Annotated in this window: 29 protein-coding genes; 20 read left to right on the top strand and 9 right to left on the bottom strand. The window is 67.9% G+C overall.

The genetic code is table 11. The annotated features are described in order from the left end of the window. Positions 1-98 precede the first annotated feature (98 nt). Positions 99-1,328 (top strand): diguanylate cyclase domain-containing protein, encoded by a 1,230-nt coding sequence (locus ACN4F8_RS07990; RefSeq protein ID WP_419473067.1) that lies wholly within the window; start codon positions 99-101, stop codon positions 1,326-1,328. Between the two features lie 159 nt (positions 1,329-1,487). After that, the gene (locus tag ACN4F8_RS07985) at positions 1,488-1,892 is read left to right on the top strand and encodes a hypothetical protein (RefSeq protein ID WP_419473066.1); all 405 of its coding nucleotides are present in this window, start codon (positions 1,488-1,490) and stop codon (positions 1,890-1,892) included. Here ACN4F8_RS07985 and ACN4F8_RS07980 read toward each other — a convergent pair. After that, positions 1,867-2,544 carry an SOS response-associated peptidase gene (locus tag ACN4F8_RS07980; RefSeq protein ID WP_419473065.1) on the bottom strand — a complete coding sequence of 226 codons (678 nt, stop codon included), beginning with the start codon at positions 2,542-2,544 and terminating at the stop codon, positions 1,867-1,869. The two genes, ACN4F8_RS07985 and ACN4F8_RS07980, sit on opposite strands and share 26 nt — an antisense overlap. 50 nt (positions 2,545-2,594) lie before the next feature. Here ACN4F8_RS07980 and ACN4F8_RS07975 point away from each other — a divergent pair, with 50 nt between their 5' ends. The 7 genes from ACN4F8_RS07975 to ACN4F8_RS07945 all read left to right on the top strand — a co-directional run bounded on the left by ACN4F8_RS07975 (position 2,595) and on the right by ACN4F8_RS07945 (position 6,122). Continuing rightward, positions 2,595-3,239, top strand: a complete 645-nt coding sequence (locus ACN4F8_RS07975) for a DUF938 domain-containing protein (protein ID WP_419473064.1) — start codon at positions 2,595-2,597, stop codon at positions 3,237-3,239. Positions 3,240-3,273: 34 nt separating this feature from the next. Continuing rightward, a complete protein-coding gene (locus ACN4F8_RS07970; protein ID WP_419473063.1) occupies positions 3,274-3,750 on the top strand; it encodes a TerB family tellurite resistance protein in 477 nt (158 codons plus the stop codon). 118 nt (positions 3,751-3,868) lie between these two features. Then, complete coding sequence (locus ACN4F8_RS07965; protein ID WP_419473062.1) at positions 3,869-4,345, top strand: RcnB family protein; 477 nt, start codon at positions 3,869-3,871, stop codon at positions 4,343-4,345. A 20-nt stretch (positions 4,346-4,365) separates the two neighbouring features. Then, positions 4,366-4,962, top strand: a complete 597-nt coding sequence (locus tag ACN4F8_RS07960; protein WP_419473061.1) for a DsbC family protein — start codon at positions 4,366-4,368, stop codon at positions 4,960-4,962. A gap of 75 nt (positions 4,963-5,037) precedes the next feature. Further along, complete coding sequence (locus ACN4F8_RS07955; protein ID WP_419473060.1) at positions 5,038-5,178, top strand: hypothetical protein; 141 nt, start codon at positions 5,038-5,040, stop codon at positions 5,176-5,178. A gap of 7 nt (positions 5,179-5,185) precedes the next feature. Further along, positions 5,186-5,467 carry a DUF427 domain-containing protein gene (locus ACN4F8_RS07950; protein ID WP_322275912.1) on the top strand — a complete coding sequence of 94 codons (282 nt, stop codon included), beginning with the start codon at positions 5,186-5,188 and terminating at the stop codon, positions 5,465-5,467. 112 nt (positions 5,468-5,579) lie between these two features. Then, the gene (locus ACN4F8_RS07945) at positions 5,580-6,122 is read left to right on the top strand and encodes a DUF4399 domain-containing protein (protein ID WP_419473059.1); all 543 of its coding nucleotides are present in this window, start codon (positions 5,580-5,582) and stop codon (positions 6,120-6,122) included. 21 nt (positions 6,123-6,143) lie between these two features. Here the strand turns inward: ACN4F8_RS07945 and ylqF are convergent, their stop codons facing one another. Next, positions 6,144-7,091: a ribosome biogenesis GTPase YlqF gene (gene ylqF, locus ACN4F8_RS07940; RefSeq protein WP_419473058.1), complete on the bottom strand. Its 948-nt coding sequence runs from the start codon at positions 7,089-7,091 to the stop codon at positions 6,144-6,146. Positions 7,092-7,222: 131 nt separating this feature from the next. Between ylqF and ACN4F8_RS07935 the strand changes: the two genes are divergently transcribed. Next, positions 7,223-7,693 (top strand): SRPBCC family protein, encoded by a 471-nt coding sequence (locus tag ACN4F8_RS07935; protein WP_419473057.1) that lies wholly within the window; start codon positions 7,223-7,225, stop codon positions 7,691-7,693. 10 nt (positions 7,694-7,703) lie between these two features. Here the strand turns inward: ACN4F8_RS07935 and gshA are convergent, their stop codons facing one another. Continuing rightward, positions 7,704-9,263: a glutamate--cysteine ligase gene (gene gshA / locus ACN4F8_RS07930; protein WP_419473056.1), complete on the bottom strand. Its 1,560-nt coding sequence runs from the start codon at positions 9,261-9,263 to the stop codon at positions 7,704-7,706. 33 nt (positions 9,264-9,296) lie between these two features. Further along, positions 9,297-10,298, bottom strand: coding sequence for a tRNA dihydrouridine synthase (locus ACN4F8_RS07925; protein ID WP_419473055.1), 1,002 nt, complete (start codon positions 10,296-10,298; stop codon positions 9,297-9,299). Positions 10,299-10,592: 294 nt separating this feature from the next. Between ACN4F8_RS07925 and ACN4F8_RS07920 the strand changes: the two genes are divergently transcribed. From ACN4F8_RS07920 to ACN4F8_RS07890, 7 genes are all read left to right on the top strand, one after another. Continuing rightward, complete coding sequence (locus tag ACN4F8_RS07920) at positions 10,593-11,267, top strand: RluA family pseudouridine synthase (protein ID WP_419473054.1); 675 nt, start codon at positions 10,593-10,595, stop codon at positions 11,265-11,267. Positions 11,268-11,274: 7 nt separating this feature from the next. Further along, positions 11,275-12,048 (top strand): SDR family NAD(P)-dependent oxidoreductase, encoded by a 774-nt coding sequence (locus ACN4F8_RS07915; protein WP_419473053.1) that lies wholly within the window; start codon positions 11,275-11,277, stop codon positions 12,046-12,048. A 24-nt stretch (positions 12,049-12,072) separates the two neighbouring features. Continuing rightward, positions 12,073-12,660, top strand: coding sequence for a histidine phosphatase family protein (locus tag ACN4F8_RS07910; RefSeq protein ID WP_419473052.1), 588 nt, complete (start codon positions 12,073-12,075; stop codon positions 12,658-12,660). A gap of 69 nt (positions 12,661-12,729) precedes the next feature. After that, positions 12,730-13,914, top strand: a complete 1,185-nt coding sequence (gene bktB / locus ACN4F8_RS07905; RefSeq protein ID WP_419473051.1) for a beta-ketothiolase BktB — start codon at positions 12,730-12,732, stop codon at positions 13,912-13,914. A gap of 24 nt (positions 13,915-13,938) precedes the next feature. Further along, positions 13,939-15,327, top strand: a complete 1,389-nt coding sequence (locus tag ACN4F8_RS07900) for an AAA family ATPase (RefSeq protein ID WP_419473050.1) — start codon at positions 13,939-13,941, stop codon at positions 15,325-15,327. After that, positions 15,324-16,778 carry a VWA domain-containing protein gene (locus ACN4F8_RS07895; RefSeq protein WP_419473049.1) on the top strand — a complete coding sequence of 485 codons (1,455 nt, stop codon included), beginning with the start codon at positions 15,324-15,326 and terminating at the stop codon, positions 16,776-16,778. Before ACN4F8_RS07900 ends, ACN4F8_RS07895 begins: the two co-directional genes overlap by 4 nt. A 118-nt stretch (positions 16,779-16,896) precedes the next feature. Continuing rightward, the gene (locus ACN4F8_RS07890; protein ID WP_419473048.1) at positions 16,897-18,219 is read left to right on the top strand and encodes a mechanosensitive ion channel domain-containing protein; all 1,323 of its coding nucleotides are present in this window, start codon (positions 16,897-16,899) and stop codon (positions 18,217-18,219) included. Here ACN4F8_RS07890 and ACN4F8_RS07885 read toward each other — a convergent pair. Beyond that, positions 18,207-18,947: a 2OG-Fe dioxygenase family protein gene (locus ACN4F8_RS07885; protein WP_419473047.1), complete on the bottom strand. Its 741-nt coding sequence runs from the start codon at positions 18,945-18,947 to the stop codon at positions 18,207-18,209. The genes ACN4F8_RS07890 and ACN4F8_RS07885 overlap by 13 nt on opposite strands. Positions 18,948-19,007: 60 nt before the next feature. On the opposite strand from ACN4F8_RS07885, the gene ACN4F8_RS07880 reads away from it, so the two are divergent. Next, entirely contained in the window at positions 19,008-19,808 is an 801-nt protein-coding gene (locus ACN4F8_RS07880) for a DUF2189 domain-containing protein (RefSeq protein WP_419473046.1), read from the top strand. A gap of 4 nt (positions 19,809-19,812) precedes the next feature. Here the strand turns inward: ACN4F8_RS07880 and ACN4F8_RS07875 are convergent, their stop codons facing one another. From ACN4F8_RS07875 to ACN4F8_RS07860, 4 genes are all read right to left on the bottom strand, one after another. Continuing rightward, a complete protein-coding gene (locus ACN4F8_RS07875) occupies positions 19,813-20,178 on the bottom strand; it encodes a hypothetical protein (RefSeq protein ID WP_419473045.1) in 366 nt (121 codons plus the stop codon). Positions 20,179-20,282: 104 nt separating this feature from the next. Then, positions 20,283-21,281, bottom strand: coding sequence for an MDR family oxidoreductase (locus ACN4F8_RS07870; protein ID WP_419473044.1), 999 nt, complete (start codon positions 21,279-21,281; stop codon positions 20,283-20,285). Positions 21,282-21,289: 8 nt separating this feature from the next. Beyond that, the gene (locus ACN4F8_RS07865) at positions 21,290-21,535 is read right to left on the bottom strand and encodes a hypothetical protein (protein ID WP_419473043.1); all 246 of its coding nucleotides are present in this window, start codon (positions 21,533-21,535) and stop codon (positions 21,290-21,292) included. 4 nt (positions 21,536-21,539) lie between these two features. After that, positions 21,540-23,267 carry a long-chain fatty acid--CoA ligase gene (locus ACN4F8_RS07860; protein WP_419473042.1) on the bottom strand — a complete coding sequence of 576 codons (1,728 nt, stop codon included), beginning with the start codon at positions 23,265-23,267 and terminating at the stop codon, positions 21,540-21,542. A gap of 217 nt (positions 23,268-23,484) precedes the next feature. Between ACN4F8_RS07860 and ACN4F8_RS07855 the strand changes: the two genes are divergently transcribed. Together ACN4F8_RS07855 and ACN4F8_RS07850 are read left to right on the top strand one after the other, a co-directional pair. Beyond that, positions 23,485-24,513, top strand: coding sequence for an amino acid ABC transporter substrate-binding protein (locus ACN4F8_RS07855; protein ID WP_419473041.1), 1,029 nt, complete (start codon positions 23,485-23,487; stop codon positions 24,511-24,513). A gap of 7 nt (positions 24,514-24,520) precedes the next feature. Continuing rightward, positions 24,521-25,684, top strand: a complete 1,164-nt coding sequence (locus ACN4F8_RS07850; RefSeq protein WP_419473040.1) for an amino acid ABC transporter permease — start codon at positions 24,521-24,523, stop codon at positions 25,682-25,684. Positions 25,685-25,687: the final 3 nt, after the last annotated feature.

Here is a 25,687-nt window from a genome sequence, read left to right as displayed (position 1 = left end):
GCGCCGGGGTTGCACGCGAACGCGAAAACGCGCAGCGGCCGTTTCCTGCGTGACAAATGTCTCAGGGCGTTTGCCCCGAGCCCACCACAATGCGCCGCATGCCTGTATCTGAAATCGCTGTGTGGTCCGCCATGCTGGGAGGCTTGTTGACCTTGTCGGCCGTGGCGCTGGGCGATGCCTTGGCCAGCCGTTCCGTGGGCTCGGTGCGCAACCTGCTCTTCGTGCTGATCGCTGGCGCCAGTTGCGTCGTCATCACCGGGTTGCCCGAGGTGTTTTTTCCGGGGCTGCCCGAGCGCCTGATGATGATGCTCAAGGCCAGCCTGGGGCCGCTGGCCGGCGCCATGGCGCTGTATTTTCTGGGCACCTGGCTGGGCGGGGTGCGTGAAGACGTGCTGGTGCACAACCTCACTGCGCTGGGCGGCACCGTCGTCCTTCTGATGGCGCTGGCGCTGGCTGCGGTGTCTTCGCAGGCGGACCCGATGCACTTTCGGGCGCTGCTGGCGCTGGCCGGCGCGGTCAACCTGGTGCCGGTGGTGCTGGGGCTGGTGGCGGTGGTCCGCGCGGCCAAGCTGGGCGACCCGCTGGCGCGCTGGATGGGCGTGGGCATGGTGTGTCTGGCGGGCGCCACGGTGGGGCTTTATGCCAAGGGTTTGAGCGTGTCCGGTCCGGGCCTGGGCATCTGGCTCGTCACGGCCGTGCTCACGCTGACCTATTTCCTCGTTGCCTCGGTGCTGGGCCTGGTGCGCAACCGGTACAACCGCCGACTCGCACGCCTCTCGCGCCTGGAGGGTGGCGCCGAACCCGCCACCGGCCTGCCCACGGGTGCCGCGCTGCTGGCCGAGGTGGAACACGTGTTCTGGCGCACGGCGCGGCGCGGCGGCGTGTGCACCGTGGTGTGCCTGCACGTGAGCAACCTGTACGAACTGGCAGACGCGCCCGGTCAAGGTGCGGAGCACCAGATCCTGACCACGCTGGCGGCCCGTGTGCGCCGCGCGGCGGGCTTCCGGTGTGTGGTGGGGCTCTACCACCCGAGGTGCTTTGTGGTGGTGCTGGCCGCCGACAGGCTGGGCCAGGCCACACTGGAAGCCCTGACGCGCCTGCGCTCCACCGTGGCCATGCCGATGTCGGTGATGGACGCGCGGCAGGTCTACCAGCCGTTCAAGCCCGCGCTGGGCATGGGCGTGGTCACACTCGAACCCGAAGGCTCCACCCCCATGGAGGTGATCAACCAGGCCGAGCGCCGCGCCCTGGCCGAGGTGGGCGAGGCCAGCGATTCGAGCCTCGTGTCGCAGCACGACATCGACACCGCGCCCGGCGAACTCATCTGACTGCTGCGGCGCGGCATCAACCGTAAGTCCTCAAGGCCGAAGCCGGCTTAAGACAAAGCGTTGCCTCTGTGCGGCGGGGCTGCGCGGTCAGCCGGTGACAGGCCTGCTTCGTCGGGCCACGGCGCCGCTCACCGCCGACCCCGGGCACCATACGCAGGCATGTCAAAAGAACGAGACCACCTGAACGCAGCGCCCAACGGGTCGCGCAAACCAGCGCGGCGCAAACACGAACCGCTGCTGGTCAATGGGGTGAGTTCCCTGCTGGCGGGCTGTGGCCTGTGGATGCTCTCGCTGGCCATGGCCGACGAGGCCTCGCTCAAGGTGGCATCCCGGGCTTTGCTGGCGCCGGCGTGGATGGCGCTGGCGGTGGGCGTGGCGCTGCTGCTGCTGCACGCGGTGATCAAGCGGCGCACCCGCTTTGAAGCCGCCATGCTGCTGCGCCAGCACTCCCGGTTTCACGAACCCATGCCGCCGGTGCTCACCCTGCCCAAGCGCCGCGCCACCAAACACGCAGCGCCCGCGAAGCGCTCGCGCACCCCTACTTCTGCACCGGATTCGCCGTGAGCAGCGCGGCCGAATAGGCCCGCATGAACTCGCGCGCCTTCTCCGGGTGGGACGCGGTCAGCCAGGCGTTGTAGGCGCCTTCATTCAAGATCACCGGCATGCGCTTTTCGCTGCCGGGTTGCTCGTAGCGGTGCATCAGCGCGTGGCTGTTGGCGTTCACCGTGAGCAGGCAGAAGCTCACGATCTCTTCGTCGCCCGCGCCCTTCCAGCGCTCCCACAAACCCGCCACCCCCATGGGCTTGCCGTCCACCCGGGTGATGCGCGTGGGCACCGGTTTGCCGTTGCGCAGGTCGTTCACCTGGAACGACATCATGGGCACGATGCAGCGCTGCGCGCCGAGCCAGGCCTCGCGAAAGTTGTTGGAGGTGGTCACGATCTCGCAGCGCGCGTTGACCAGCTTGGTCGAGCGCAGCTTGGCGTCTGAAGCCGACTTGACCCAGGTGGGCACCAGGCCGAACTGGCCGCTGGCGAGTTCAAGCGCGGGTTGGGCAGGCTCGCCGCCTTCGGCCACCGGCTCGGTGGTCAGCCGCCGCAGGAACACGCCGGGCTTGCGCGGCCACACGTCGCGCCCGGCCGGTGTGTCGGGCGCGGGCACATTGAAAGCGTCGGGGTACAGGTTGGCGAGCTGAAGGCTCTCGTATTGGGTCGTCATCGACCCATGCTAGCCGATGGGCAGCGCGGGGCCTGCCCCACAATGCAGCCATGACCACCCTGCCCTCCAGCCCCGCCGCCGACCGCAACAAGCAGCCGATCCTGGAAACCCTGCAGCGGGTGCTGCCCGAGCGCGGCATGGCGCTGGAAATCGCTTCGGGCACCGGGCAGCACGCCACTTGGTTCGCCGCCGGGCTGCCCGGCTGGCAGTGGCAACCCACCGACATGCAGGCCAGCGCCATGGCCACCATCGCGGCCTGGACCGAGCAGGCGCGTGTGGCCAATGTGCTGCCCCCGATGCGGCTGGACGTGACCTCGGACCAGTGGCCCGACGAGGCCGACCTGTTTGGCGAGGCGTTTGGCGAGACCTTCGACGCGGTCTATTGCGCCAACATGCTGCACATCGCGCCCTGGGCGGCGTGCGCCGGACTCATGCGGGGCGCAGCGCGCGTGCTGGCGCCCGGCGGACTGCTCATCACCTATGGCCCGTACATCGAAGACGGCGTGCCCACCTCGCCGGGCAACCTCGCGTTTGATGAGAGCCTGCGCAGCACCCACCCCGACTGGGGCATCCGCCGGCTGAGCGATGTGGCCCGCGAAGCCCTGCAGGCCGGCCTGCACCTGCGCGAGCGACACGCCATGCCGGCCAACAACCTGCTGCTGGTGTGGCGCCGGGAACCATCGGCGCCGGCCTGAGCTCCATCCCCCTCCACCACTGTCGCCCACGCCCATGCTGAGAAACCTCAAAGACCTGTTCGACACGCTTGCAGCCAGCCTCACTGCACCAGCCGGCGCCCAGTTGCCAGCCGAGCAAGAGCACACCCTGCAGTTGTCCACCGCGGTGCTGCTGGTGGAGGTGATGCGCGCCGAGCCCGACCTCAAGGACAGCGAGCGCGATGCCGTCATCACCGCGCTGCGGCGCAAGTTCGCCCTGAGCGACGACGAACTGGAACGCCTGATGGAGCTGGCCCACGACGCCGCCCGCACCGCCTACGACTACCAGCGCTTCACCGGCCTGATGAACGAGCGTTTCACCCAGGCGCAAAAGATCAGCGTGGTCGAGGCCATGTGGGAAGTGGCCTTTGCCGACAAACACCTGGACGCCAACGAACACCACGTGATCAGCAAGGTGGCGGGCTTGCTGCACGTGACCCACGGCGAATACATTGCCGCCAAGCTGCACGCCCAGGCAGCCGCCCAGGGCTGACGCCCGTCCGGGCTGTACAAGCGGCTACCCAACTTTGCCGTTGCGGCGCGGCGCATTTACCGGGCAGATACACGGGGGGCACAACATGAAGGCTCACCAACCCCCAGGAGTCCACTCCATGAAACCCCGAAATCTCGTTGTGTATGCGATCGCTGCCGCCACGCTGGCCATCAGTTCCACGTCTTTCGCGCAAGACCATCGTCGAGGTGATCGATTCGACGAACCCCGCATGGTGCGCGTGGACGATCGCCGCGATGACCGCCGCGACTTCCGCCAGGACCGGCGGGATGACCGGCGCGATTTCCGCCAGGAGCGCCGCGAAGACCGACGTGACTTCCGCGCGGAGCGCCGGGCCGACCGCCACGACCATCGCCATGGCCCGCAAGTGCGTTACTACCAGGCGCGCGGTCCGCAGTTCCAGCGTGGGCGCTACATTCCCCACGAGTACCGCAGCCGCCAGTATGTGGTGGTAAACCACCACCAGCACCGCCTGTATGCGCCTCCGCGCGGCCACCAGTGGGTGCAGGTGGGTGGTGACTACGTGCTGATCGCCATTGCCACCGGCCTGATCGCCAACCTGATTCTCAACAACTGACCCAGAGCGCTGGACCGTCCATGAAACTTCGACACCTTGCCCTGCCTTTGCTGGCGTCGCTGGCCCTGATCACGGCCTGCTCGCAAGAGCCGTCCACCGGCGCGCCAGGCGCGCCGGTGAGCGCGGCAGACACAACGCCGATCGCAGCCGCGCAAGCACTTGATGTGCTGGCGGCCCAGGGCAAGGGTTTCACCGCAGGCGCGCTGATGAGCGCCAACCCGGTGTACGTGCTGTTCGACCCGCAGTGCCCGCATTGCAGCCACCTGTGGGAGGCGTCTCTTCCGCTGCACAGCAAGGTCAAGTTCGTCTGGCTGCCGGTGTCTCTGCTGAACGCCAGGAGCACGCCGCAAGGGGCGGCCATCATGACCGCAGCCAACCCGGTGGAGGCCATGACCGCGCATGAAAAGTCGCTGCTGGCGGGCCAGGGTGGCACGTCGGCCTCGGCCAGCATCGCGCCCGAGGTGGAAGCCGCGATCAAGGCCAACACTGTGCTGCTCGACCGCCTGGGCGCGACCTCGGTCCCTTACGTGGTGGGCAAGAACCAGCGCACCGGCGAGGTGGTCACCAGCGCGGGCTCGCTCAGCACCGAGGCACTGGGCAATCTGCTGGGCCTGTGAGGGCCTCGAAGCGCGGTTTTGTCGCTTACCATCGCGCAGTCGAGCCGCCTTCGCGGCTGTTAACCGGAGACCCCCATGGGCAAAGAGCAGCGCAACGAAAAACTGTCCAAGAAACCCAAGAAGGACACCTCTGTGCCCAAGGGCCCGGTCACGTCCGACCGGCCCATGCCGCCCGTGACGGCGGTGCTGCCGCGTGGCAAGGAAAAGAACAAGTGAAGCTGGCATGAAGGCCACCTGGAACGGCGCCGTGATCGCCGAGAGCGACGACACGGTGGTGCTGGAAGGCAACCACTACTTTCCCGAGAGTTCGCTCAACCGCGATCACGTGACCTTCAGCAACCACCGCACCAGTTGCCCCTGGAAGGGTCAGGCGAGCTACTACTCGCTGCTGGTCAACGGTGAGCTCAACACCGATGCGGCCTGGTACTACCCGGACCCCAAACCCGAAGCCGACGAGATCCGGGGCCGTGTGGCCTTCTGGAAAGGCGTGAAGGTCGCGCCCTGAACAAGGGTGCGCCGGGGCCGCAATGACCCCGGCCGGCACTGGGCGACTGGCGTCGTGCGCCCGCCCCACCGCGTATCCTGCGTGGCACAACAACCACCCCAGGAGACACCCCATGACGTTTTCCCCGCGCACCGCGCACATCGGCCTGGTCGCCGCCGCCCTGCTTGTCCTGTCTGGCTGCGCCCGCCACGACCACGCGGCCATGCACGCCATGCACCACGGCGGCATGATGAGCACCGCCGCGCCCACCGCGCCGGTGAGCATCACGGCCAGCACGCCCGCGCTGAGCTCGGGCTACAAGAAGGTGGCTGCTGCGCCCGAGGCCAAGGTGTATTTTGCGAACCTGCGCAACGGCGCCACCGTCACCAACCCGGTGAAGGTGGTGTTTGGCCTCAGCGGCATGGGCGTGGCGCCGGCGGGTGTTGAGAAGGCCGGCACCGGCCACCACCACCTGCTGATCGACGTGGCCGCGGTGGATGCCAATGCTCCGCTCCCCGCCAACGACCAGCACCGCCACTTCGGCCTGGGCCAGACCGAAACCAGCGTGGAGCTCAAGCCCGGCACACACACGCTGCAACTCATCGTGGCCGATCAGAACCACATCCCGCACCACCCGGTGGTGATCAGCGAGCGCATCACCATCACGGTGAAGTGATCGCAAGCCCCGCCCGCGCAGTCAGCGCCGGTCGGGCTTGCGCACCTTGGGCTTGTTGGCGCGCTCTTTCTTTTTGTTCTGGCGCTCGACGTCGGCCTGCTGGCCGGCCGCGAGCCACTGCACAAACTGCTCCGGGGTTTCGAGCGTGACGCGTCCGAGCACACCGCTGCGGAAGTCGGCGATCAGCAGTTCGGCCACTTTCTGCCAGTTGATGCTGCAGCCAGCACCGATGGCGCCACGCTTGCGTGCGATGGCGGCCATCAGCTCTTCGTCCGGCAGGCTGGCCACGGTGTCCATGGGCAGGCCGAGCTTGTAGCGCGCTTCGAGCTGCGCACCGTAGGCAACCTTGAGTCTGGACAACAGCTCCAGCGCCACCTCCTGGTCGTCGTAGGCGTTGCGGCCCACCGCGCCACTGGCAGCCAGGTTGTAGCCGCTCTCGGGCACCACGATGCGCGGCCACAGCATGCCGGGCGTGTCAAAGAGGTAAAAGTCGTCGGCCAGCGCGATGCGCTGTTCGGTGCGGGTGATGCCGGCCTCATCGCCGGTCTTGGCCGCGCGCTTGCCCATGAAGGTGTTGATCAGCGTGCTCTTGCCCACGTTGGGAATGCCGCAGATCAGCACCCGCATGGGCTTGACCATGCCGCCGCGCAGCGGTGCGAGTTCGAAGCACGACGCGATGATGGCGCGCGCTGGCGCGGTGATGCTGGCGTCGAGCGAAATGGCGCGGGTGTTGGGCTGGGCGTTGTAGTGCGCAAGCCAGAGCGCGGTGCGCTCGGGGTCGGCCATGTCCTGCTTGTTGATCACCTTGAGCGCGGGCCGCCCGGCCGTGAGCTCGGCCAGCAGCGGGTTGGCGCTGGACCCCGGCAGGCGCGCGTCGAGCATCTCGATCACGACGTCGATGTCCTTCACCCGCTCGGTGATGGCCTTGCGCGTGAGGTGCATGTGCCCGGGGAACCACTGGATGCTCATGGGTGAGTGTTGAAGAAGGGTCTGAAAGTGAGATGGAGAGCGGGGATTGTGCCTTGGTGTATTTCCCGGGGTGCGCGGGCAGTGGCGCTGCCTACAATGAATTTCCACCACAACATCCCCCGAGGAGCCCCATGGCCATCACCGTGAAAATCGATCTGGGCTACGAATTCGACGTCAAGGCCAAGGCGGCCGAGGTGTTCGAGGTGCTCTCCGATGTGCCCACATCAGTTGCCCATTTTCCCAAGGTCGAGAAGCTCACCGATCTGGGGGGCGGCGTTTACCAGTGGGAGATGGAGAAGGTCGGCACAGCGCAGGTGAACATCCAGACCATCTACGCCAGCAAGTACGTGAGCGACAAGGCCAAGGGCACAGTGAAGTGGACACCGGTCAAGGGCGTGGGCAATGCGCTGGTGGGCGGCAACTGGAAGATCGTGGACAACAAGAAGTCCACCAACGTGACGCTGGCGATTCAGGGCGAGATCGAGGTGCCGCTGCCCGGGCTGATGAAGATGGTGGTGGCGCCGGTGGTCGAGGGCGAGTTTGAAAAACTCGTCGAAAAATACATCGACAACCTCGTCAAGCGCTTCGGCGGAGAGGCTTGAAGAAAGGGACTCAGGCCGTCACCACCGCGGTCTGGGCCTGTGGCCGACCCAACCGGCTGGGCGAGGTGTATTCCTGCCGGTAAATCTCGAACGGCATGGTGTCGGCAGCCTCAATGGCACGCTGGTCTTCGATCGACTTGGCCGCCATGGCTTCAAAGCGCGCCTGCTGCTTGGCGCTCCAGTCGAGCGAGAGCAGGTGCTGGTGCGTGACCAGGGACTGCGCGCGCGCAAAGCCCACGAACGAATCGGCGTGGTGTGCGTGCATGGCCTGCAGCACGCGGGCCGAGGGCAGCAGCTCGGGCGACTGCAGATGGGCCAGTGCCAGGGCCACGGCGCTGGCGTGCTCGGTGCCGCCATGCGCGGCATCCAGCGCCTGTGCAATCGGCGCCAGCTCGGCCATGATCTCGGCCGCCCACTGCATCAGCGGCACAGCCTCGCCGGCCCTCATGAGGTTCAGGCCGGGCTCGCGCCCGCGCGCAGCGGTGAGGTGCTGGTTGTGCGCGAGTTCGCGGATCTCGGCCGGTGTGTCGGGCGGGCTGTCTGAGAGCATGCAGTGCAGCAGGAACACGTCAAGAAAACGCAGCGTGCTCGCACCGATGCCAATGGGCTCGAACGGGTTGAGGTCCATCAAACGCACTTCGATGTACTCCACGCCGCGTTCGCGCAGCGCGTGCAGCGGGCGTTCGCCGGGGTAGATCACACGCTTGGGGCGGATGGTGCCGTAGAACTCGTTCTCGATCTGCAGCAGCGTGGTGGCGAGCTGGTTGTAGTCACCGCCCGGGTTGCGGATGCCCAGCGCCTCATACGCAGGCCAGGGCCGTGTGAGCGCGTCGTGCAGCGAGGCCGCGTAGCCCTCCAGGCCGTTGTAGCTCACGGCCAGCGTGGCCTGTGCCTCGCTCTGGTAACCCAGGCGCCCCATGCGCAGCGAGGTGCCGTGCGGCATGTACAGCGTGCCGGTGTCACCCAGTTTTTGCAGTTCGTGTTCACGGCCTTCGACAAACGACGAACACACGGCCGGCGAAGCGCCGAACAGCGTGAGCAGCAAAAAGGCGTGGCGGCGGAAATTGCGGATGGTGGCGAAGTACTCGTCGCTGCTCACTCCGGGCAGCGACCAGTTGTAGTGAATGCCCGAGATGGTCTGCATGCGCCGGCCATAACGGTGGCCCAGGCCCATGCGGTAGACACTCTTGGCACGGCCGACGTTGGACGAGCCGTAGCGGCCCAGCGGGATGGTCTCGTCGGTGGGCAGGCCACACGGCATGCTGGACGCCCACATCATTTCTTCACCCACGGCGCGCAGGCTGCGCACGGTGTACTGGTGCACGTCGGTGAGTTCGGTCAGGCACGATTCGACCGATTCGTGCACGCCGGTGATGAGTTCGAGCTGCGACTCGCTGTAGTCGGTGGTGATGTGCGGATGGGTCAGTGCACTGCCCAGGGCCGCAGGGTGCGGCGTGAGCGCCAGCTTGCCGTCGGGCTGGGCGCGCAGGCTCTCTTTTTCAAGGCCGCGGCGCATGCCGCGCAGGCGCTCACCCGTGAGGGCGTCCAGCCGGTGATTCAGAGAGGTCATACAGGGGTCGTGTTGCAGGTCCGGGGGCGGAAGTTAACACGGCTGCGCCATTTCTGCTGGCCGCACCTGGATCGGCGCTGTGGTAGGCCCCAACGGCGTCTGCACCCGCTGAAGCCAGGCCTCGATGTGCGCAGGGTCGTTCAAGAGTCGAAGGTCGTCGTACGCCTGCTGCGCCTCGGGGTAGCGCTTGCGCAAGTAGTTGAGCCATTGTTTGAGCCGCCCGGCGCGGTGGCGGCGCTCCACGCGCGCGCTCACCTGTTGCCAGAAGATCTGCAGCAGCGGTGGCAACACGTCCCAGGCCACCTCGCCCTGCCCTTTGATGGCGAGCGCCAGGCCGGGATCGGTCACCATGCCGCGCCCGATCATGAGGTGTTCGCAGCCGGTCACTTCGCGGCAGCGCAGGGCGTCGGCCACGGTCCATATCTCGCCGTTGGCGATGACCGGCAGGCGCAGGTGGGGCGGCAGCGACTGGCGCACTTCGGCGAGCCGGTCCCAGTACGCTGGCGGCCGGTAGCCATGGGCCTTGGTGCGTGCGTGGATCACGAGTTCGTCGGCGCCGGCTTCGGCAATGGCGTGCGCGCAGTCTTCGGCGCGCGCGTCGTCGTTGAAGCCCAGCCGCATCTTGGCCGACACGGGCAGATGAGCCGGCACGGCGCGGCGCACGGCGGCCACGATGCGGCCAATGAGCTCGGGTTCGTCGAGCAACACGGCACCGCCGCGGCTCTGGTTGACGGTCTTGGCGGGGCAGCCGAAGTTGAGGTCGATGCCGTGTGGCCCCAAACCAGCGAGGCGTTCGGCGTTCTCGGCCAGGCAGCCCGGGTCGGAGCCGAGCAGTTGGGCGCGCACCGGAACGCCCGCGCGGGTGCGGCCGCCGTTGAGCAGCTCGGGCACCACGCGAACGAACACGCGCTCGGGCAGGAGCATGTCGGTGACGCGGATGAATTCGCTGACGCAGCGGTCGATGCCACCGGTGCGCGTGAGCACATCGCGCAGGGTGGCGTCGAGCAAACCTTCCATGGGGGCTAGCAACAGCATGGCGGTATTGTCCTTTGCCGGGAGAATGTGTTGCATGACGTGCTTTTTTTCTCCGGCGGGTCCGGTCATCGGCGACCGGACGGAACACCTCCGCGAATGTCCCCCGGGTCGGCTGCGCCGCCCCTCCTCCTTGATTTCGCTGCGGTGTTCCACCCGATCACCGATGACCTCGTTGGCGCGCGAGGTGGTGGCACGCGACCATCGTTGCAGCTCGTGGACGCATGGCGCTCTGCGCAGCGAAGTCAAGGGGGAGGCGGCACCAGCCGCCGGAGGACATTCGCGGAGCAGAGCGCCATGCGTCCGCGAGCCCGCGAGGTCGTTGTGAGCGATGTCTCCCTGGTCCACGAAGACCCACACTTCCTCATACTGGAAAAACCAGCAGGCTTGCTGGCCGTCCCAGGCAAAGGCCCCGACAAACACGACTGCCTGAGCACCAGAGCCCAAACACGCTGGCCCGACGCCCTCGTGGTCCATCGACTCGACATGGCCACCTCCGGCCTCGTGGTCATGGCAAGAGGCATCGAGGCCCAACGAACACTGAGCCTCGCATTTGAAGAACGCCGCGTGCACAAGCGCTACACCGCCATGGTGGCCGGCGAACTCGTCAACCCCCAACCCGACAACGGCTGGAACACCATCCACCTGCCGCTGATGGCCGACTGGCCCAACCGGCCACGGCAGAAGGTGGATCACGACCAAGGCAAACCCAGCACCACCCGCTGGCGCATCGCCCCGGGCAACACCGCGCACGGCACCACCCGGCTTGAACTTGAACCCGTGACCGGCCGCACCCACCAGCTGCGCGTGCACCTGCAATCCCTGGGACACCCCATGGTTGGCGATGCGCTGTACGCTGCGCCCGAGGTCGTTGCCATGGCCAGCCGGCTGCTGCTGCACGCCCACTGGCTGTCGCTGCCACACCCACTGCATGGCCAGACCCTGGAATTCCACAGCCCCTGCCCCTTTTGAGCACACCATGACGCCACAACACCTCACCATCCTCACCGGCGCCTCGCGCGGCATGGGTCTGGCCATGGCCCGCCGGTTGCTCGGCACAGATCGCCACCTGCTGTGCATCTCGCGCCAGGTCAACGACGAACTGACCGCAGAAGCCAAGCGCCTGGGCGCCCCGCTCACGCAATGGTCGCAAGACCTGGCCGACACCACCGGCGCCGCCCACCGGCTGCAGACCTTTCTGGACAGCCCGCCCGCGAGCCCATGGGCCAGCGCCACGCTGATCAACAACGCCGGGGTGATCCCGCGCATCGGCCCGCTCGACCACTGCCCGCCCGACGACCTGGCCAACGCGCTGCGCGTGGGCCTGGAAGCCCCCATGCAGCTCACCGCCGCTTTTTTGCGCGCCACCACCGCCTGGGTGGACGCGGGCTGGCGCGGACCGCGCAAGGTGCTCAACATCTCTTCGGGCCTGGGCCGCAGCGCCATGGCCGCGCAAGCGCCCTACTGCGCGGCCAAGGCCGGCATGGACCACTTCACCCGCTGCAGCGCGCTGGATGAAGCCCACCGCGAGCATGGCGCGCGCCTCGTGTCGCTGGCACCCGGCGTGATCGACACCGACATGCAGGTGCAACTGCGCGCGGGCGACCCGGCGGCTTTTCCCGACCGCAGCCGGTTTGTGGAACTCCAGCGCCAGGGCCAGCTCACAACGCCCGGCGCTGCGGCTGCGCGCATCCTGGCTTATCTGGAGCGCGCCGATTTCGGCGAGCAGCCGGTGGCCGACGTGCGCGGCTGAGACCCTGACCCAACGGAACACCCCATGAACCGACGCGAATTTGCCTTCACCACGACCCTGGGCCTGGGTGCCATCGCCTTGCCCGTTCACACCCACGCCCAGGCCCCCGGCTTCTGGACCCTGCTGCGCGAAGGCGGCTGTGTGGTCCTGATGCGCCACGCCCAGACCGAACCGGGCGTGGGCGATCCGCCCAATTTCGCGCTGGGCCAGTGCAGCACGCAGCGCAACCTGAGCGATGCCGGTCGCCAGCAGGCCCGGCGCGTGGGGGCTGCGTTCACGCGCGAGCGCGTCAAGCTCGACCAGGTGCGCTCCAGCGCCTGGTGCCGCTGTGTCGACACCGCCATGCTCGCCTTTGGCCAGAACACCGTGTGGACGCCGCTCAACTCGTTTTTCGGCAGCAGCGGTGGCCCCGACCAGAGCAACGATGTGCTGCGCGACGTGCAGGGCTGGATGGCGCCGCGCAACCTGATGCTGGTGACACACCAGGTGAACGTGACCGCGCTCACCGGCGAGTACCTCGCCATGGGCGAAGTGCTGGTGACCCGCCCCGGCCCGGCGTCAGCCGCCGGAGAACCCGGGCGCCTTCGCGTGCTGGCCCGCCAGACCTTCTGACGCCGCTCAATGCCGGCACCGAAGGTGCGGGCTACGATATCGGCCACCCCAACCCCGAGGAGACATCCCATGAGCAGAGAAGTTGTTGTCGTCAGCGCCGTGCGCACCGCCATTGGCACCTTTGGCGGCAGCCTGAAAGACCAGCCGCCCACCGAACTCGGGGCGCTGGTCGTGCGCGAGTCGCTGGCCCGTGCCGGCGTGGACGGCAAGGACGTGGGCCATGTGGTGTTCGGCCACGTGGTCAACACCGAACCCAAAGACATGTACCTCTCGCGCGTGGCCGCCATCCACGGCGGTTGCGCCGAGGGCACGCCCGCTTTCAACGTCAACCGGCTGTGCGGCTCGGGCCTGCAGGCCATCGTCTCGGCGTCGCAAAGCATCTTGCTGGGCGACACCGACGTGGCCATCGGCGCCGGCGCAGAAAACATGAGCCGTGCCCCGTTCGCCAGCCTCAACATGCGCTGGGGCTCCCGCATGGGCGACACCAAGATGATCGACATGATGGTCGGTGCGCTGCACGACCCCTTCCACACCATCCACATGGGCGTGACCGCCGAGAACATCGCGGCCAAATGGGGCATCAGCCGCGACGACCAGGACAAGCTCGCGGTGGAAAGCCACAACCGCGCGCAGCGCGCCACCGAAGAAGGCCGGTTCAAGGACCAGATCGTGCCGGTGGTGCTCAAGAGCCGCAAAGGCGACGTGTCCTGGGCCACCGACGAACACTTCCGCGCCGACTGCACGCTGGACGACATGGCCAAGCTCAAGCCGGTGTTCCTGAAAGAGAACGGCACCGTGACCGCCGGCAACGCCTCGGGCATCAACGACGCGGCAGCGGCCGTGGTGCTGATGGAAGCCGGTGCGGCCAAGGCGCGCGGCGCCAAGCCGCTGGCGCGTCTGGTGGCCTATGCGCACGCTGGCGTGGACCCCAAGTACATGGGTATCGGCCCGGTGCCCGCCACGAAGATCGCGCTGGAGAAAGCCGGCCTCACGGTGAAGGACCTGGACGTGATCGAGGCCAACGAAGCCTTCGCCGCACAGGCCTGCGCCGTCACACGCGACCTCGGCCTGGACCCGGCCAAGGTCAACCCCAACGGCTCGGGCATTTCGCTCGGTCACCCGATTGGCGCCACCGGTGCACTGATCACGGTCAAGGCCATCCACGAACTGCACCGGGTGCAGGGTCGCTATGCACTGGTGACCATGTGCATCGGCGGCGGTCAGGGTATTGCGGCGATCTTTGAGCGCGTTTGAAGGCCGGGCGGCAGAATGACCGCCATGCCTCAAAACGCTTCTGTCTCCACCCGCATGTGGGCACCTGCCCTGGCCGAACTCGAGCGCGGCCTGCTGCAGCGCGACGTGGCCGCCCGCGCGCTGCTGCTGGCCGCGCTGGCCGGTGAACACGTGCTGCTGCTCGGCCCGCCAGGCACCGCCAAGAGCGAACTGGCGCGCCGGCTGCAGCGCTTGCTGCCCGGCGCGCATTACTTCGAACGCCTGCTCACCCGCTTCACCGTGCCCGAAGAACTCTTCGGCCCGCTGTCGCTGCGCGCCCTTGAAGACGACCGCTACGAGCGCCTGACCGAGGGCTACCTGCCCAGCGCCGAGGTGGCCTTTCTGGACGAGGTGTTCAAGGCCAACTCCGCCATCCTCAACACCTTGCTGGGTCTGCTGCACGAGCGCCAGTTCGACAACGGCAGCCAGCGCCTGCCAGCGCCGCTGGTGTGCCTGGTGGGCGCGAGCAACGAGCAGCCCCAGGATGAGAGCCTGCTCGCGTTTTACGACCGCTTTCTGCTGCGCGTGCCGGTGCAGCCGGTGGACGACGCGCACTTTGCCGCGCTGCTGCAGACCAGCGTGGCCAGCCCCGGCGCACCACCACCCCAGGCGCTGATCGACCACCAACGGCTCGATGCCCTGCGCGAACGGGCGCCACAGATGGCGCTGGACGAGACCGTGCTCGGGCTGCTCGTGCAGGCGCGGCAGCACGCCACGCAGACGGGGCAGTCGGTGTCGGACCGGCGTTGGCGCCAGCTGGTGGAGCTGCTGAAACTGCAAGCCGCCAGCCGCAACGTGTCTGAGGTTGCCGACTGGGACCTGTGGCTGCTGCCCTTTGTGCTGGCCGCCGACCCCGAGCACGTACCAGGCTGGACCGAGTTTTTCATGCACCGCGTGGCACAGACCGCGCCCCTGCCGCTGGACGGTCTGGAGCGTGCGGTCACGGCGTTCGAGCAGCAGCTCGACATCGAACGCCGCGCGCCCGCCGACGCGCAGGACGACAGCGCCGGCAAGGTGGCGCTGGCCAAGTCCATCGCTGGCCCCACCGCTGGCGAGAGCGAGATGGTGCGCCTGACCAGCGAGCGCGCCCAGCGGCGCTACAGCCCCGTGCACATTGAAGCGCGCGTGGCGCAAACCGACGAACTGCTGGCCCGCCTGGCCGATCTGCACGGCGAGCTGGGCAGCATCGCGCAAACGGTGCTGGAGCCCGCGCGGGCGCACGACTGGCTGCCACCGTCGTGGCTGGCGCAGATCGAGGCCGTGCATCTCGGCCGCTGCGCCAGCGTGGCGGCGCTGCTGGCGCAGCTGCAGACCACACGCACCGGGTTTGCAGGCCTGCCGGTTGACGAGGCTCTGACAGGTCTGCCTGCACCGGTGACCTGGGAATCCCCATGAGGGCCTCGACAGGCTCAGCCCCCTACCACCACCTCGACACCCTGCCCCGCGAACTCTGGCGCTGGGCCGTGGTGTGCAGCAGCGGCCAGCCCGCCGCGCGCCTGCCCCACATGGCGCGCTGGATGGACGCCCTGCTGGCCGGTGCCCTGCCCGACACCACCGAGGACTTCGGCGACGCCGCCGCCACGCAGGCGCTGCGGCCCCTGCTGGTGGAACTGGAGCTGCTCACCCTCACGCAAGGCAGCGCGCCGCTCACACGCCAGGTGATGCAAAGCCTGCTGTGGCACCTGGACAGCCTGATCGACCGCCCGGCCGATGAGCCGCGCGCACAGGCGATAGCGCGCATGCGAGGCGAATTCAGAGACAGCTGGGACGTGCAGCGCCAGGGCTGGGACGAGGTGCTTTCGCTGCTGCAGTCACTCGGCGATCTGGCGCACCTGCGCTGGGACGATCTGCAAGGCCACCTGAGCCGGCGCGAATGGGGCGAAGCCCGGCGCATCGGTGAACTGCTGCAGCGCCTGCCGCAACTCGCGCGCTTCATTGACGGCGTGGGCCGGCGCGAGCAGGCTCGGCACCCGCCCGCACTCACCACCCAGCCCGATGCACACGACCCGATGCCCGCCGCGCGCCACCCGGCTGACGAAGACGAGCGCCGACCCGAGCCCACCGCCGTGGATGGCGTGCGCCGCTCGCGCACGCTGGCGCGCATGACCGGTGGCGAAAGCCTCAACCTCACCCACCCGGTGCTGCGCCGGCTGTGGCGTGCGCGCTTTGCCGAAGCCCAGCTGCTCACCTACGACGACCGCGCGCGCGAGCAGTCGCAACGCCCGTTGCCGCAGCCCGGGTTGCAGGCCCGGCGCCGCGCCAGCACGCACGCCGGGCGCGGCCCGCTCATCGTGTGCCTGGACACCTCGGGCTCCATGCGCGGCGCGCCGGAGAACGTGGCCAAGGCCTGCGTGCTGCAAGCGCTGCGCAGCGCACACGCGGGCCGGCGCGCCTGCCGCCTGGTGGCCTTTGGCGGACCCGACGAACTGCTGGAACGCGACATGGCGATGGACGCCGAGGGCCTGTCGAACCTGCTCGATCTCATGGGCCAGAGCTTCGATGGCGGCACCGACGTGCAGACGCCGATGGAGCGCGCCATCGAACTGGTGCAGACCACCGGGTGGCAGGAGGCCGACGTGCTGATCGTGAGCGACGGCGAGTTCGGCGTGACCCACCACACACTGGCCCAACTGCGCAACGCCAAGCAGCGGCTGGCCCTGCGCGTGCACGGCATCCTGATCGGCGACCGCGAGACCGTGGGCCTGGCCGAGGTGTGCGACCAGCTGCACTGGGTGCGCGAATGGCGCCGCTACGGCAGCGGCACCACCGTGGTGGGCGACGACTTCTCGCCAGTGCACAGCCGCAGCCTCACCGCGCTGTATTTCCCCAACGCGATCCGCCGCTGACCTGCACCGGCGCACCGGGCAACGAAGCGCCTGCGGCCAACCGCCTGCGGTCTGCACCGGCTGGCGCCCTGCAACGCGCTGTGCAAACCTTGCGCGCATCGTCCAGCGGGAAATCCTCGTGCGCAGACATTGGTTCTTTTCATCCACACGCGCCGTGCTGGCGGGCTCTCTTGTGCTCCTGAGCGGCCTCGCGTCTGCCCATCCGCTGACCGTCTTCACGCCACGCCCGGCTGGCGTGGCCCACGACCCCGGAACCTCGGGTGCCCTGTACCTCAACAACCGGCACATCGTCACCTTTCGCACCACGCTGCTCGGCGATTCACCCGCCGACCGGGTGCAACTGGCCGGCGCCGCGCTGGCGCAGGCCCTGCAGGCCTCGACCTCCACGCCCGCCACGGTGACCCACAGCGCCGCGGGCGATTCGGTGCGCTTCGAGGTGAACGGCCGCACGGTGTTCTTTCTGGTCGCAGCCGACGCAGGCACGCCCCGACCCGAGGCTGCGCTGCCACCCGCCACGCGCGACGTGCAGCTGCGGCTGGAGAAAGCGGTGGTTGAGGCGGCACAGTTGCGCGACCGCCTGCGCATCACGGCCGACCTGGCGATCTGCCTGGGCGCCAGCCTCGCGGCCTGGCTGCTGGTGCGCACCACCCTGTGGCTGCGCGGGCTCGCAGTCAAGCGCCTGCACGCGGCCCTGCGAAGCCCTGGAACAGCCAGCCGCCGCTCCCGTCTGGTGATGGCCCTCTCCGAACACGCCCACGTCATCTGCCGGCTGGCGGCAAACGCCTTGGCATGGGGTGCGGTGGTGCTGACCGTGGACGCCTGGATCACCTTCGTTCTGATGCAGTTCGCGTGGACGCGGCCCTGGGGCGAGATGTACTCCAGTTGGCTGGTCGAGGTGCTGCACCATTTCGTCAGCGCTGCAATTGCATCGGTGCCCGGTCTGGCGGTGGCCGGCCTCATCTTCGTGATCGCACGCATGGTGTCCAGAGCCAACGCGGCCTTCATGCAACGGGTGCAAAGTGGCGACATCGAGCTGGCCTGGCTCGACGCCCACGCTGCCCTGCCGACCCGCCGCCTGTGCGACGCCTTGCTCTGGCTGTTTGCGGTGGCCATGGCCTACCCCTACCTGCCCGGGGCGGACACCGAAGCGTTCAAGGCGCTCTCGGTCATGACCGGGTTGATGCTGTCGCTGGGCGCCTCCAGCGCCGTGGGTCAGGCCTTCGCGGGCCTGAGTCTCATGTACTCGCACTCGTTGCGCGTGGGCCAGCGCGTGAGGATCGGCGACACCGAAGGCACGGTGGTCATGCTGGGCATGTTCACCACCAAAGTGCAAACCGCCCTGGGCGAAGACGTTTTTCTGCCCAACAAGATGATCGTCGGCATGCCGGTGCGCCACCTGCAGGTTTCGGACGGCGTCCGGGAGCCGGATCAATCGCCCTGAAAACCACCCGAGCGACAGGTCACCACCAGCGTGTCGCGCCAGCCCAGTGCGTCGCCCTCCAGCGGCTGGATCGGCGTGCTTTCGTGGATCACGCGCGCGTCGTCCAGCAGCAGCAGCGACCACGGCTCGCGCAGCGTGAAACGCTGGCCGCCCGGGCCGTTGGCCTCGAACACACGGCTCTCGCCGCCCTTGATGCCGTGGCGCGCGACCATGAACACGGCCACCAGGTCCACGCCGTCGCGGTGCGCACCCTCGGGCGTGGGCCGGCCGATGCCGTCGGTGGTGTCGATGCGAAACGGGTGGGCTTCCACAAACCAGGGCTGCTGGCCACGCAATGCACTGGCGGCTTCGCCCAGGCGGACCAGCAGTCGGCTCCACGCCGGCAGCGCCACCACCGCCGGCTCCATGGGTTCGAACCAGCGCTGCATGCCACCGTGCAGGGCGTTGTATTCCAGTGGCTGCCAGTGCGCGCGGTGGGGCGACTGCGCCACATGATCGCCCTCCACCACAAAGCAGCTGTGGCGCCGGCTTCGGTAGCGCCCGCCGTCCTTCAGATACGCGTCGGGCGGCAGGTGGTCCCAACCGGCGTGCAGGGCATCCAGTTCGGCGGCGCTGGCGGGCAGCCACTCGGCCACGCTGGCGGCGCTGAGCAGCGCGAACCCGGTGGACTTGAGGGACGCCTCGACCTGATCAAGGGGAATGTACGGAGGCTGGAATTCGCTGGTCATGGGGCGGCAGTTTAGCGGTGGCCCCCGGTGGTTAAATCACCCAGGAACGAGGAGACCACCATGAGCGAGGGATTGCCTGCCACCGAACGTCCACCCGAGCCACCGCGACCAGCCTCGGTGTTCGACCTGAAGATCGCCGACCTGAGCGCAGGCGATCCGCTGCGCTGGTTGCACCTGGGCTGGGCCGACTTTGTGCGCTGCCCGCGCATCGGGCTCTTTTACGGCCTGTGCTTTTTCCTCATGGGCCACGCGCTGCTCGCCGTGTTTCGCGCTGCACCGGCCTATGTGCTGGCGCTGAGCGCGGGCTTTCTGCTGGTGGGGCCGTTCCTGTGCCTGGGGCTGTTTGACGCCAGCCGCGCGCTGCAAGCCGGGCAGCAACCGTCGCTGCGCGCCTCGCTGCTGGCGTGGCGGCCCACCCAGGGCACCATGGCCATCTTTGCGGGGGTGCTGCTCATCCTGGAGATGCTGTGGGGCCGGGCTTCGCTGGTGGTGTTTGCCGTGACCTTCAACACCATGCCGTCCACCGCCAACCTGCTGAGCCAGCTGCTCGACCGCGACAACCTGTCGTTCCTGATCACCTACACGGTGGTGGGGGGTGCCTTTGCCGGCCTGATCTTCGTCACCAGCGTGGTCTCGATCCCGATGATCCTGGACCGCCGGGTCGACGCCATCTCAGCCGGACTCACCAGCATCAGGGCCTGCCTGCAAAACCCGGGCGTGATGCTGCTGTGGGGCGCACTCATCACGCTGCTGGTGGGTCTGGCGATGCTGCCGCTGTTTCTGGGCCTGCTGGTGGTGGGGCCTGTGCTGGGCCACGCCACCTGGCACGCCTACCAGGGCACGGTGAGCGGGCCGCTCTGAGCGGTCAGCGACCGGGGGGCGTGTCGCCGCGCTGGTTGTTGCTGCGCCTTCCGGGGCGCTTGCCCAGCAGTGCGGGCTCGATGCTGTCTTCAAACAAGGGCCACAGCGCCTGCACGCTCTCCAGTGCCACCTCTTCACCCACCGAACGGCCCAGGCGCTGGTGCAACTCCACCCGCAGGAACCACAGGCTCGTGGGGTCCACCGCCACCAGCAGGCGGTGGCGCAGCCGTTCGTCTTCCCAGTTGGCGTCCTTGGGCATGAGGTCGATCATGGCGCGGCGGATGCGGGAGAGTGCGGCGGGATCGTGGCGCACCGGCTCGCTCATGAGCCGCTGCGTGACGGTGTCCAGGATGGTGGAGAAGATGCGCATCGGGTGGGTACTTCTTGTTTGAGATGTTGACCAACACAACGCATTCGAGGGATGCGTATTCCCGCACTACCGACCCGGTTTGTAACACGGCGTGAGCGTCTGCATCAGCCGTTGACGTTGACCACCAGGCGCCCGCGCACCTGCCCCGCCAGGATGTCGCTGCCCGCGCCGATGGCCTGCGCCAGACCGATCTCGGTGGTGATGGCGGCGAGTTGCTCGCGGTTGAGGGTTTTGGCCAGCGCGTCCCAGGCGGCCACGCGCCGCGCCATCGGCGCCATCACGCTGTCGATGCCGCAGAGCGTGACGCCGCGCAAGATGAAAGGCGCCACGCTGGCCGGCAGATCCATACCCTGGGCCAGGCCACAGGCCGCCACGGCGCCGCCGTAGCGCGTGCTGGCGCAGGCGTTGGCCAGGGTGTGGCTGCCCACCGAATCCACCACACCGATCCAGCGCTCCTTCTGCAGCGGTTTGCCGGGCGCACTGAGTTCGTTGCGGTCGATCACCGCAGCGGCGCCGAGCGACTTGAGGTACGCCGTTTCCTGCGGGCGGCCGGTGGAGGCCACCACCGTGTGGCCCAGACCCGCGAGCAGCGAAATGGCCACGCTGCCCACGCCACCGTTGGCGCCGGTCACCAGCACCTCGCCGCTGCCGGGGGCCACACCCGCGTCTGCCCAATGCCGCTGCAGCGCCATCACGCACAGCATGGCGGTGTAACCCGCCGTGCCCAGCGCCATGGCATCGCGTTCGTTCAAGGTGTCGGGCAGGGCCACCAGCCAGTCGCCCTTGACGCGCGCCATCTGCGACAGGCCGCCCCAGTGGTTCTCGCCCACGCCAAAACCATTGAGCAGCACACGGTCACCGGCTTTCCATTTCGGGTGGTCGCTCTGCGTCACCGAGCCTGCGAAGTCGATGCCCGGCACCATGGGGAAGCTGCGCACCACAGGCGACTTGCCGGTGATGGCCAGGCCGTCCTTGTAGTTGACGGTGGAGTAGTCCACGCGCACCGTCACATCGCCGGTGGCGGGCAGTTGCGCTTCGTCCAGCTCGGTGAGATCGCAGCGGTAGCCCGACTCGGGCTTGGTGATGACGAGTGCTTTGAACATGGGATTTCCTAAACAGGGTTGTCGGGGGGACGGTTCGGATCGGTCTCGCGCCACAGGCGCACGGTGAGCCACCAGCCGATGAGCGAATTGGTGATTGCAAACAGGCTCACCACCAGGCGGATGCCCATGGGCGGGTCGTTCAACTGCAGAAAACCGACCATGAAGCTGGAGAGCGCGTTGAAGCCGAGCATGAGCCAGAAGAGGCTGCGGCGCGGTTGCCAGAGGCGGTGAAAGATGTGGGAAATCGAAGGCATCACATCATTGTGCGGGGTCGACCTTGCTGCTCTCTTGCTCCTGCAGCAAGCGCCACATCACCTTGCCGCTGCCGCTCTTGGGCAGGGCGGCCACAAACTCCACCGTGCGCGGGCACTTGTAGACCGCCATGTGCTCGCGGCACCAGTCCAGGATGTCCTGCTCGCTGGTGGTGGCGCGGTGCGATTCGCGCAGCACCACCACGGCCTTCACGCTCTCGCCACGGTAGGTGTCGGTGGTGGCGATCACGCAGGCTTCGGCAATGGCCGGGTGCTTGAACATCAGCGCCTCCACCTCGGCCGGCCAGACCTTGAAGCCGCTGGCGTTGATCATGCGTTTGAGCCGGTCGGTGATGAAGAAGTAGCCGTCCTCGTCGATGCGGCCGAGGTCGCCCGAGCGGAAGAAACGTTTGCCGTCAATGGTGATGAAGGCGGCCTCGGTGGCCTCCGGGCGTTTCCAGTAACCGTCGAAAACCTCGGGGCCGCAGATGACGATTTCGCCGGCTTCGCCCTGCGGCATCTCCTGCAGCGTGAGCGGGTCGACCACACGCGCTTCGGTGCTCAGAAAGGGAATGCCCAGGCATTGCTGCTTGGGGTGATCGGGTGGGTTGTTGTGCGAGGGTGCGGCGGTCTCGGTGAGGCCGTAGCCCTCGGAGTAGCGCAGGCCGTACTGATCCAGCAGGCGCTGCGCCACGGCCTGCGGCATGGCCGCCCCACCGCCACCCACCAGCACCAGGCTGGAGAGGTCGTACTGGTCGAAGCGCGGGCTGGCCAGCAGGTCGATGACCATGGTGGGGATGTTGGTCCAGTGCGTCACGCGCCAGCGCGAGATCAGCTGCCCGGCGAGGTCGCGGTCCCAGCGCGGCATGACCACCAGGGTCGCGCCGTTGTACACATTCGCGTGCATGCCCGCCACCATGCCGGTGATGTGGAACATGGGCACCACCAGCAGGCCCACGTTCTCCGGGGTGCTGTTGGTCCACATGCCCACGGCCACCGCGTTGTGCATGAGCGTGCGGTGCGGGTGCATGCAGCCTTTGGGCAGACCGGTGGTGCCGCTGGTGTAGGGCAGCACGGCGAGGTCGTCGGGGCCTCGGTTGTGCGCGGGTGCGGTGCCGCTGCAGGCCAGCGCATGGGCCCAGTCGCTCACCGTGCCGCCGGGCAGATCGGGCATGGCGTGTTGCGTGTGCAGCCAGTCGCTCCAGGCCGGCGGGATCTCGGCCGCAGGGCCGTACGCGTCGCTGTAGTGCGAGACGACCAGATGGCGCAGTCGCCCGGCCTCGGGCACCGCCGCGTTGGCCTTGAGCAGTTCACCGGCGAGGTCGGCCGCAGCGATGGCCACGCGCGCATCGGGGTCGGTGATGTAGTGCTGCAGCTCATCGCTGCGGTTCATCGGGTTGACCGGCACCACCACCGCGTTGGCCCGCAAAATCGCAAAGTGCGCCACCACCCACTGCGGGCAGTTCTGCATCAGCAGGATCACGCGGTCGCCGTCCTGCACGCCGTGCTCGCGCAGGTGCGCGGCCAGCCGCTCGGCCTGATCGAACAGTTGGCGGTAGGTGAGCACCCGGTCGAAGAACACCAGTGCGGGCTTGTCGGGGAACCGCAGCGCGCTGACCGCGAGGTTGTGCCACAGCGAAGTGGCGGGTGGCGTGATCCGGTGCGGCAGGCGTGTGGGCCAGAAGCGGTGGTGCGGCGCGGACGACCCGGCCGCCTGCGTGTTGCTGTTGCTCATGCGCTGTCTCCGTTGTTCTGTCTTGCAGACGGAGGATACGGGTCGCCCCGCCGGGATGAAAACCCCGCTTGTCGCGGGAGAGACCTCCATGAAGACAGGCAATGGCATGCAACCTGCATGGTGCATCCATGCGCGATGGCAGGGCTTTCGCACGCCAACCCCGATCCGGGGTTAAAAAAGGCCAGACCACCTTTCAAACACCACGGAGAGAGAACCCATGACGAAGACAAGCACGACACTGGCGGCCCTGGGCCTGGGGGTTGCGGCCACCCTGGCCAGCCTGCCGGCCCACGCGGGCAAGGACCTGGACGCGATCAAGAAGCGAGGCGAGCTGGTCTGTGGCGTGGGCACCGGTCTGGCCGGATTCTCCGCAGCCGACAGCCAGGGCAAGTGGAGCGGCATCGACGTGGACGTGTGCCGCTCGGTGGCCGCCGCCGTGCTCAACGATCCCAACAAGGTGCGCTATGTGCCCCTGAACGCCGCGCAGCGCTTCACCGCCCTGCAATCGGGCGAGGTCGACCTGCTGCCGCGCAACACCACCTGGACGCTCACGCGCGATGCGTCCCTGGGCCTGCACTTCACCGGCGTGAACTTCTTCGATGGCCAGGGCTTCATGGTGCCCAAGGCCCTGAAGGTGAAAAGTGCGAAAGAGCTCAAGGGCGCCACCGTGTGCGTGCAGGCCGGCACCACCACCGAACTCAACCTGAGCGACTACTCGCGCGCCAACAACCTCAACCTGCGCCCCATCGTGTTCGCCGAGCTGGCCGCCACCAACGCCGCCTACTTCGCCGGGCGCTGCCAGGCCTACACCACCGACGCCTCGGGGCTGGCCTCGATCCGCTCCAAGGAAGCTGCCAAACCCGCGGATCACATGATCCTGCCCGAGCTGATCTCCAAGGAGCCGCTCGGCCCGGCCGTGCGCCGCGGTGACGACGAGTTCTTTGCCATCGTGAAATGGGTCGGCTACGCGCTGCTGGAAGCCGAGGAGCTGGGCATCACCGCCGCCAACGTGGACACCATGAAGCGCGACAGCAAGAACCCCAACGCACTGCGCCTGCTGGGCGGTGGCACCGAAGACACGGGCAAGCTGCTGGGCCTGGACAAGGACTGGGCGGTGCGCGCCATCAAGGCCGTGGGCAACTACGGCGAGTCCTTTGAGCGCAACATCACCCCGATCGGTCTGCCGCGCGGTGTGAACGCGCTGTGGAGCAAGGGCGGCCTGATGTACCCGATGCCGGTTCGCTGAGCACGCGGTGCACAAACGACCCGCCTGGTCCTGGCGCAGCCGCGCCGCGCGCGGCCTGATCTACCAGACCCTCGCCGTCGTGCTGATCGGCCTGGGCGTGTGGTTCCTCGCGCACAACACGCAGGAGAACATGCGCATCCGCGGCATCCAGAGCGGTTTTGATTTCCTGGGCGCCTCGGCCGGTTTCGACATCGGCGAGACCCTCATCAACTACAGCCCCAGCGAGTCGTACGGCAAGGCGATCTGGGTCGGCGTGCTCAACACGCTGCGCGTGGCCCTCATCGGCATCGTGCTCACCACCGTGCTGGGCGTGCTGCTGGGCGTGGGCCGCTTCTCGCGCAACGCCCTGGTGCGCGGCATCTGCTACGGCTATGTGGAGCTGTTTCGCAACGTGCCCATCCTGCTGCAGATGTTGATGTGGTACCTGCTCTTCGTCGAGGTGCTGCCGGCGCCCGGCGACGCCTGGAACCTGGCCGACCTGTTGTATCTGAGCAAGGACGGCCTTGCCTTTCCCCGGCCGCTGCAGGGCACGGGCTACCTCATGGTGCTCGTCGGTCTGGTGGCGGGCGCGCTGCTGGCCTGGGTCTGGCGCCGCTGGGCGTGGGAGCGGTTCAAGAAGACCGGTCGCCTGCGCAAGCGCGGCTGGCCCACGCTGGGCATCGTTCTCGTGGGCATGACCGGCGGTTGGCTGGCCGGTGGCATGCCCACGCAATGGGCCATTCCCGAGGCGGGCCGCTTCATGATCGAAGGTGGCGGCCGCGTCTCGCCCGAGTTCATGGCCGTGCTCATCAGCCTGAGCTTCTACACCGCGGCGTTCGTGGCCGAGGTGGTGCGCAGCGGCATCCAGTCGGTGAGCCTGGGGCAGAAGGAAGCCTCAGCCGCGCTGGGTCTGGCACCGGGCCAGACCATGAAGCTGGTGGTGCTGCCGCAGGCCATGCGCGTGATCATTCCGCCGCTGACCAACCAGTACCTCAACCTCACCAAAAACTCCTCGCTGGCGGTGGCGGTGGGTTACCCCGACGTGGTCTCGATTGCGAACACCACGCTCAACCAGAGCGGCCGTGCGGTGGAGTGCATCGCGATCATCATGCTGGTCTACCTGAGCACATCGCTGTCCACGTCGTTGTTGATGAATGCGTACAACAAGCGCACGGCGATCAAGGAGCGTTGAGCG

Origin of the sequence: Hydrogenophaga sp., assembly GCF_048549895.1 — a bacterium.
GTDB lineage: Bacteria > Pseudomonadota > Gammaproteobacteria > Burkholderiales > Burkholderiaceae_C > Hydrogenophaga.
Note: the sequence above shows the minus strand (reverse complement) of the source record. Positions and strands in the feature narration are given on the sequence as shown.

Excerpts from the sequence above, each read along its gene's own strand:
- ACN4F8_RS07990 (WP_419473067.1), top strand. The coding sequence starts at position 99 with ATGCCTGTATCTGAAATCGCTGTGTGGTCCGCCATGCTGGGAGGCTTG.
- ACN4F8_RS07985 (WP_419473066.1), top strand. The coding sequence starts at position 1,488 with ATGTCAAAAGAACGAGACCACCTGAACGCAGCGCCCAACGGGTCGCGC.
- ACN4F8_RS07980 (WP_419473065.1), bottom strand. The coding sequence starts at position 2,544 with ATGACGACCCAATACGAGAGCCTTCAGCTCGCCAACCTGTACCCCGAC.
- ACN4F8_RS07975 (WP_419473064.1), top strand. The coding sequence starts at position 2,595 with ATGACCACCCTGCCCTCCAGCCCCGCCGCCGACCGCAACAAGCAGCCG.
- ACN4F8_RS07970 (WP_419473063.1), top strand. The coding sequence starts at position 3,274 with ATGCTGAGAAACCTCAAAGACCTGTTCGACACGCTTGCAGCCAGCCTC.
- ACN4F8_RS07965 (WP_419473062.1), top strand. The coding sequence starts at position 3,869 with ATGAAACCCCGAAATCTCGTTGTGTATGCGATCGCTGCCGCCACGCTG.
- ACN4F8_RS07960 (WP_419473061.1), top strand. The coding sequence starts at position 4,366 with ATGAAACTTCGACACCTTGCCCTGCCTTTGCTGGCGTCGCTGGCCCTG.
- ACN4F8_RS07955 (WP_419473060.1), top strand. The coding sequence starts at position 5,038 with ATGGGCAAAGAGCAGCGCAACGAAAAACTGTCCAAGAAACCCAAGAAG.
- ACN4F8_RS07950 (WP_322275912.1), top strand. The coding sequence starts at position 5,186 with ATGAAGGCCACCTGGAACGGCGCCGTGATCGCCGAGAGCGACGACACG.
- ACN4F8_RS07945 (WP_419473059.1), top strand. The coding sequence starts at position 5,580 with ATGACGTTTTCCCCGCGCACCGCGCACATCGGCCTGGTCGCCGCCGCC.
- ylqF (WP_419473058.1), bottom strand. The coding sequence starts at position 7,091 with ATGAGCATCCAGTGGTTCCCCGGGCACATGCACCTCACGCGCAAGGCC.
- ACN4F8_RS07935 (WP_419473057.1), top strand. The coding sequence starts at position 7,223 with ATGGCCATCACCGTGAAAATCGATCTGGGCTACGAATTCGACGTCAAG.
- gshA (WP_419473056.1), bottom strand. The coding sequence starts at position 9,263 with ATGACCTCTCTGAATCACCGGCTGGACGCCCTCACGGGTGAGCGCCTG.
- ACN4F8_RS07925 (WP_419473055.1), bottom strand. The coding sequence starts at position 10,298 with ATGCTGTTGCTAGCCCCCATGGAAGGTTTGCTCGACGCCACCCTGCGC.
- ACN4F8_RS07920 (WP_419473054.1), top strand. The coding sequence starts at position 10,593 with ATGCGTCCGCGAGCCCGCGAGGTCGTTGTGAGCGATGTCTCCCTGGTC.
- ACN4F8_RS07915 (WP_419473053.1), top strand. The coding sequence starts at position 11,275 with ATGACGCCACAACACCTCACCATCCTCACCGGCGCCTCGCGCGGCATG.
- ACN4F8_RS07910 (WP_419473052.1), top strand. The coding sequence starts at position 12,073 with ATGAACCGACGCGAATTTGCCTTCACCACGACCCTGGGCCTGGGTGCC.
- bktB (WP_419473051.1), top strand. The coding sequence starts at position 12,730 with ATGAGCAGAGAAGTTGTTGTCGTCAGCGCCGTGCGCACCGCCATTGGC.
- ACN4F8_RS07900 (WP_419473050.1), top strand. The coding sequence starts at position 13,939 with ATGCCTCAAAACGCTTCTGTCTCCACCCGCATGTGGGCACCTGCCCTG.
- ACN4F8_RS07895 (WP_419473049.1), top strand. The coding sequence starts at position 15,324 with ATGAGGGCCTCGACAGGCTCAGCCCCCTACCACCACCTCGACACCCTG.
- ACN4F8_RS07885 (WP_419473047.1), bottom strand. The coding sequence starts at position 18,947 with ATGACCAGCGAATTCCAGCCTCCGTACATTCCCCTTGATCAGGTCGAG.
- ACN4F8_RS07880 (WP_419473046.1), top strand. The coding sequence starts at position 19,008 with ATGAGCGAGGGATTGCCTGCCACCGAACGTCCACCCGAGCCACCGCGA.
- ACN4F8_RS07875 (WP_419473045.1), bottom strand. The coding sequence starts at position 20,178 with ATGCGCATCTTCTCCACCATCCTGGACACCGTCACGCAGCGGCTCATG.
- ACN4F8_RS07870 (WP_419473044.1), bottom strand. The coding sequence starts at position 21,281 with ATGTTCAAAGCACTCGTCATCACCAAGCCCGAGTCGGGCTACCGCTGC.
- ACN4F8_RS07865 (WP_419473043.1), bottom strand. The coding sequence starts at position 21,535 with ATGCCTTCGATTTCCCACATCTTTCACCGCCTCTGGCAACCGCGCCGC.
- ACN4F8_RS07860 (WP_419473042.1), bottom strand. The coding sequence starts at position 23,267 with ATGAGCAACAGCAACACGCAGGCGGCCGGGTCGTCCGCGCCGCACCAC.
- ACN4F8_RS07855 (WP_419473041.1), top strand. The coding sequence starts at position 23,485 with ATGACGAAGACAAGCACGACACTGGCGGCCCTGGGCCTGGGGGTTGCG.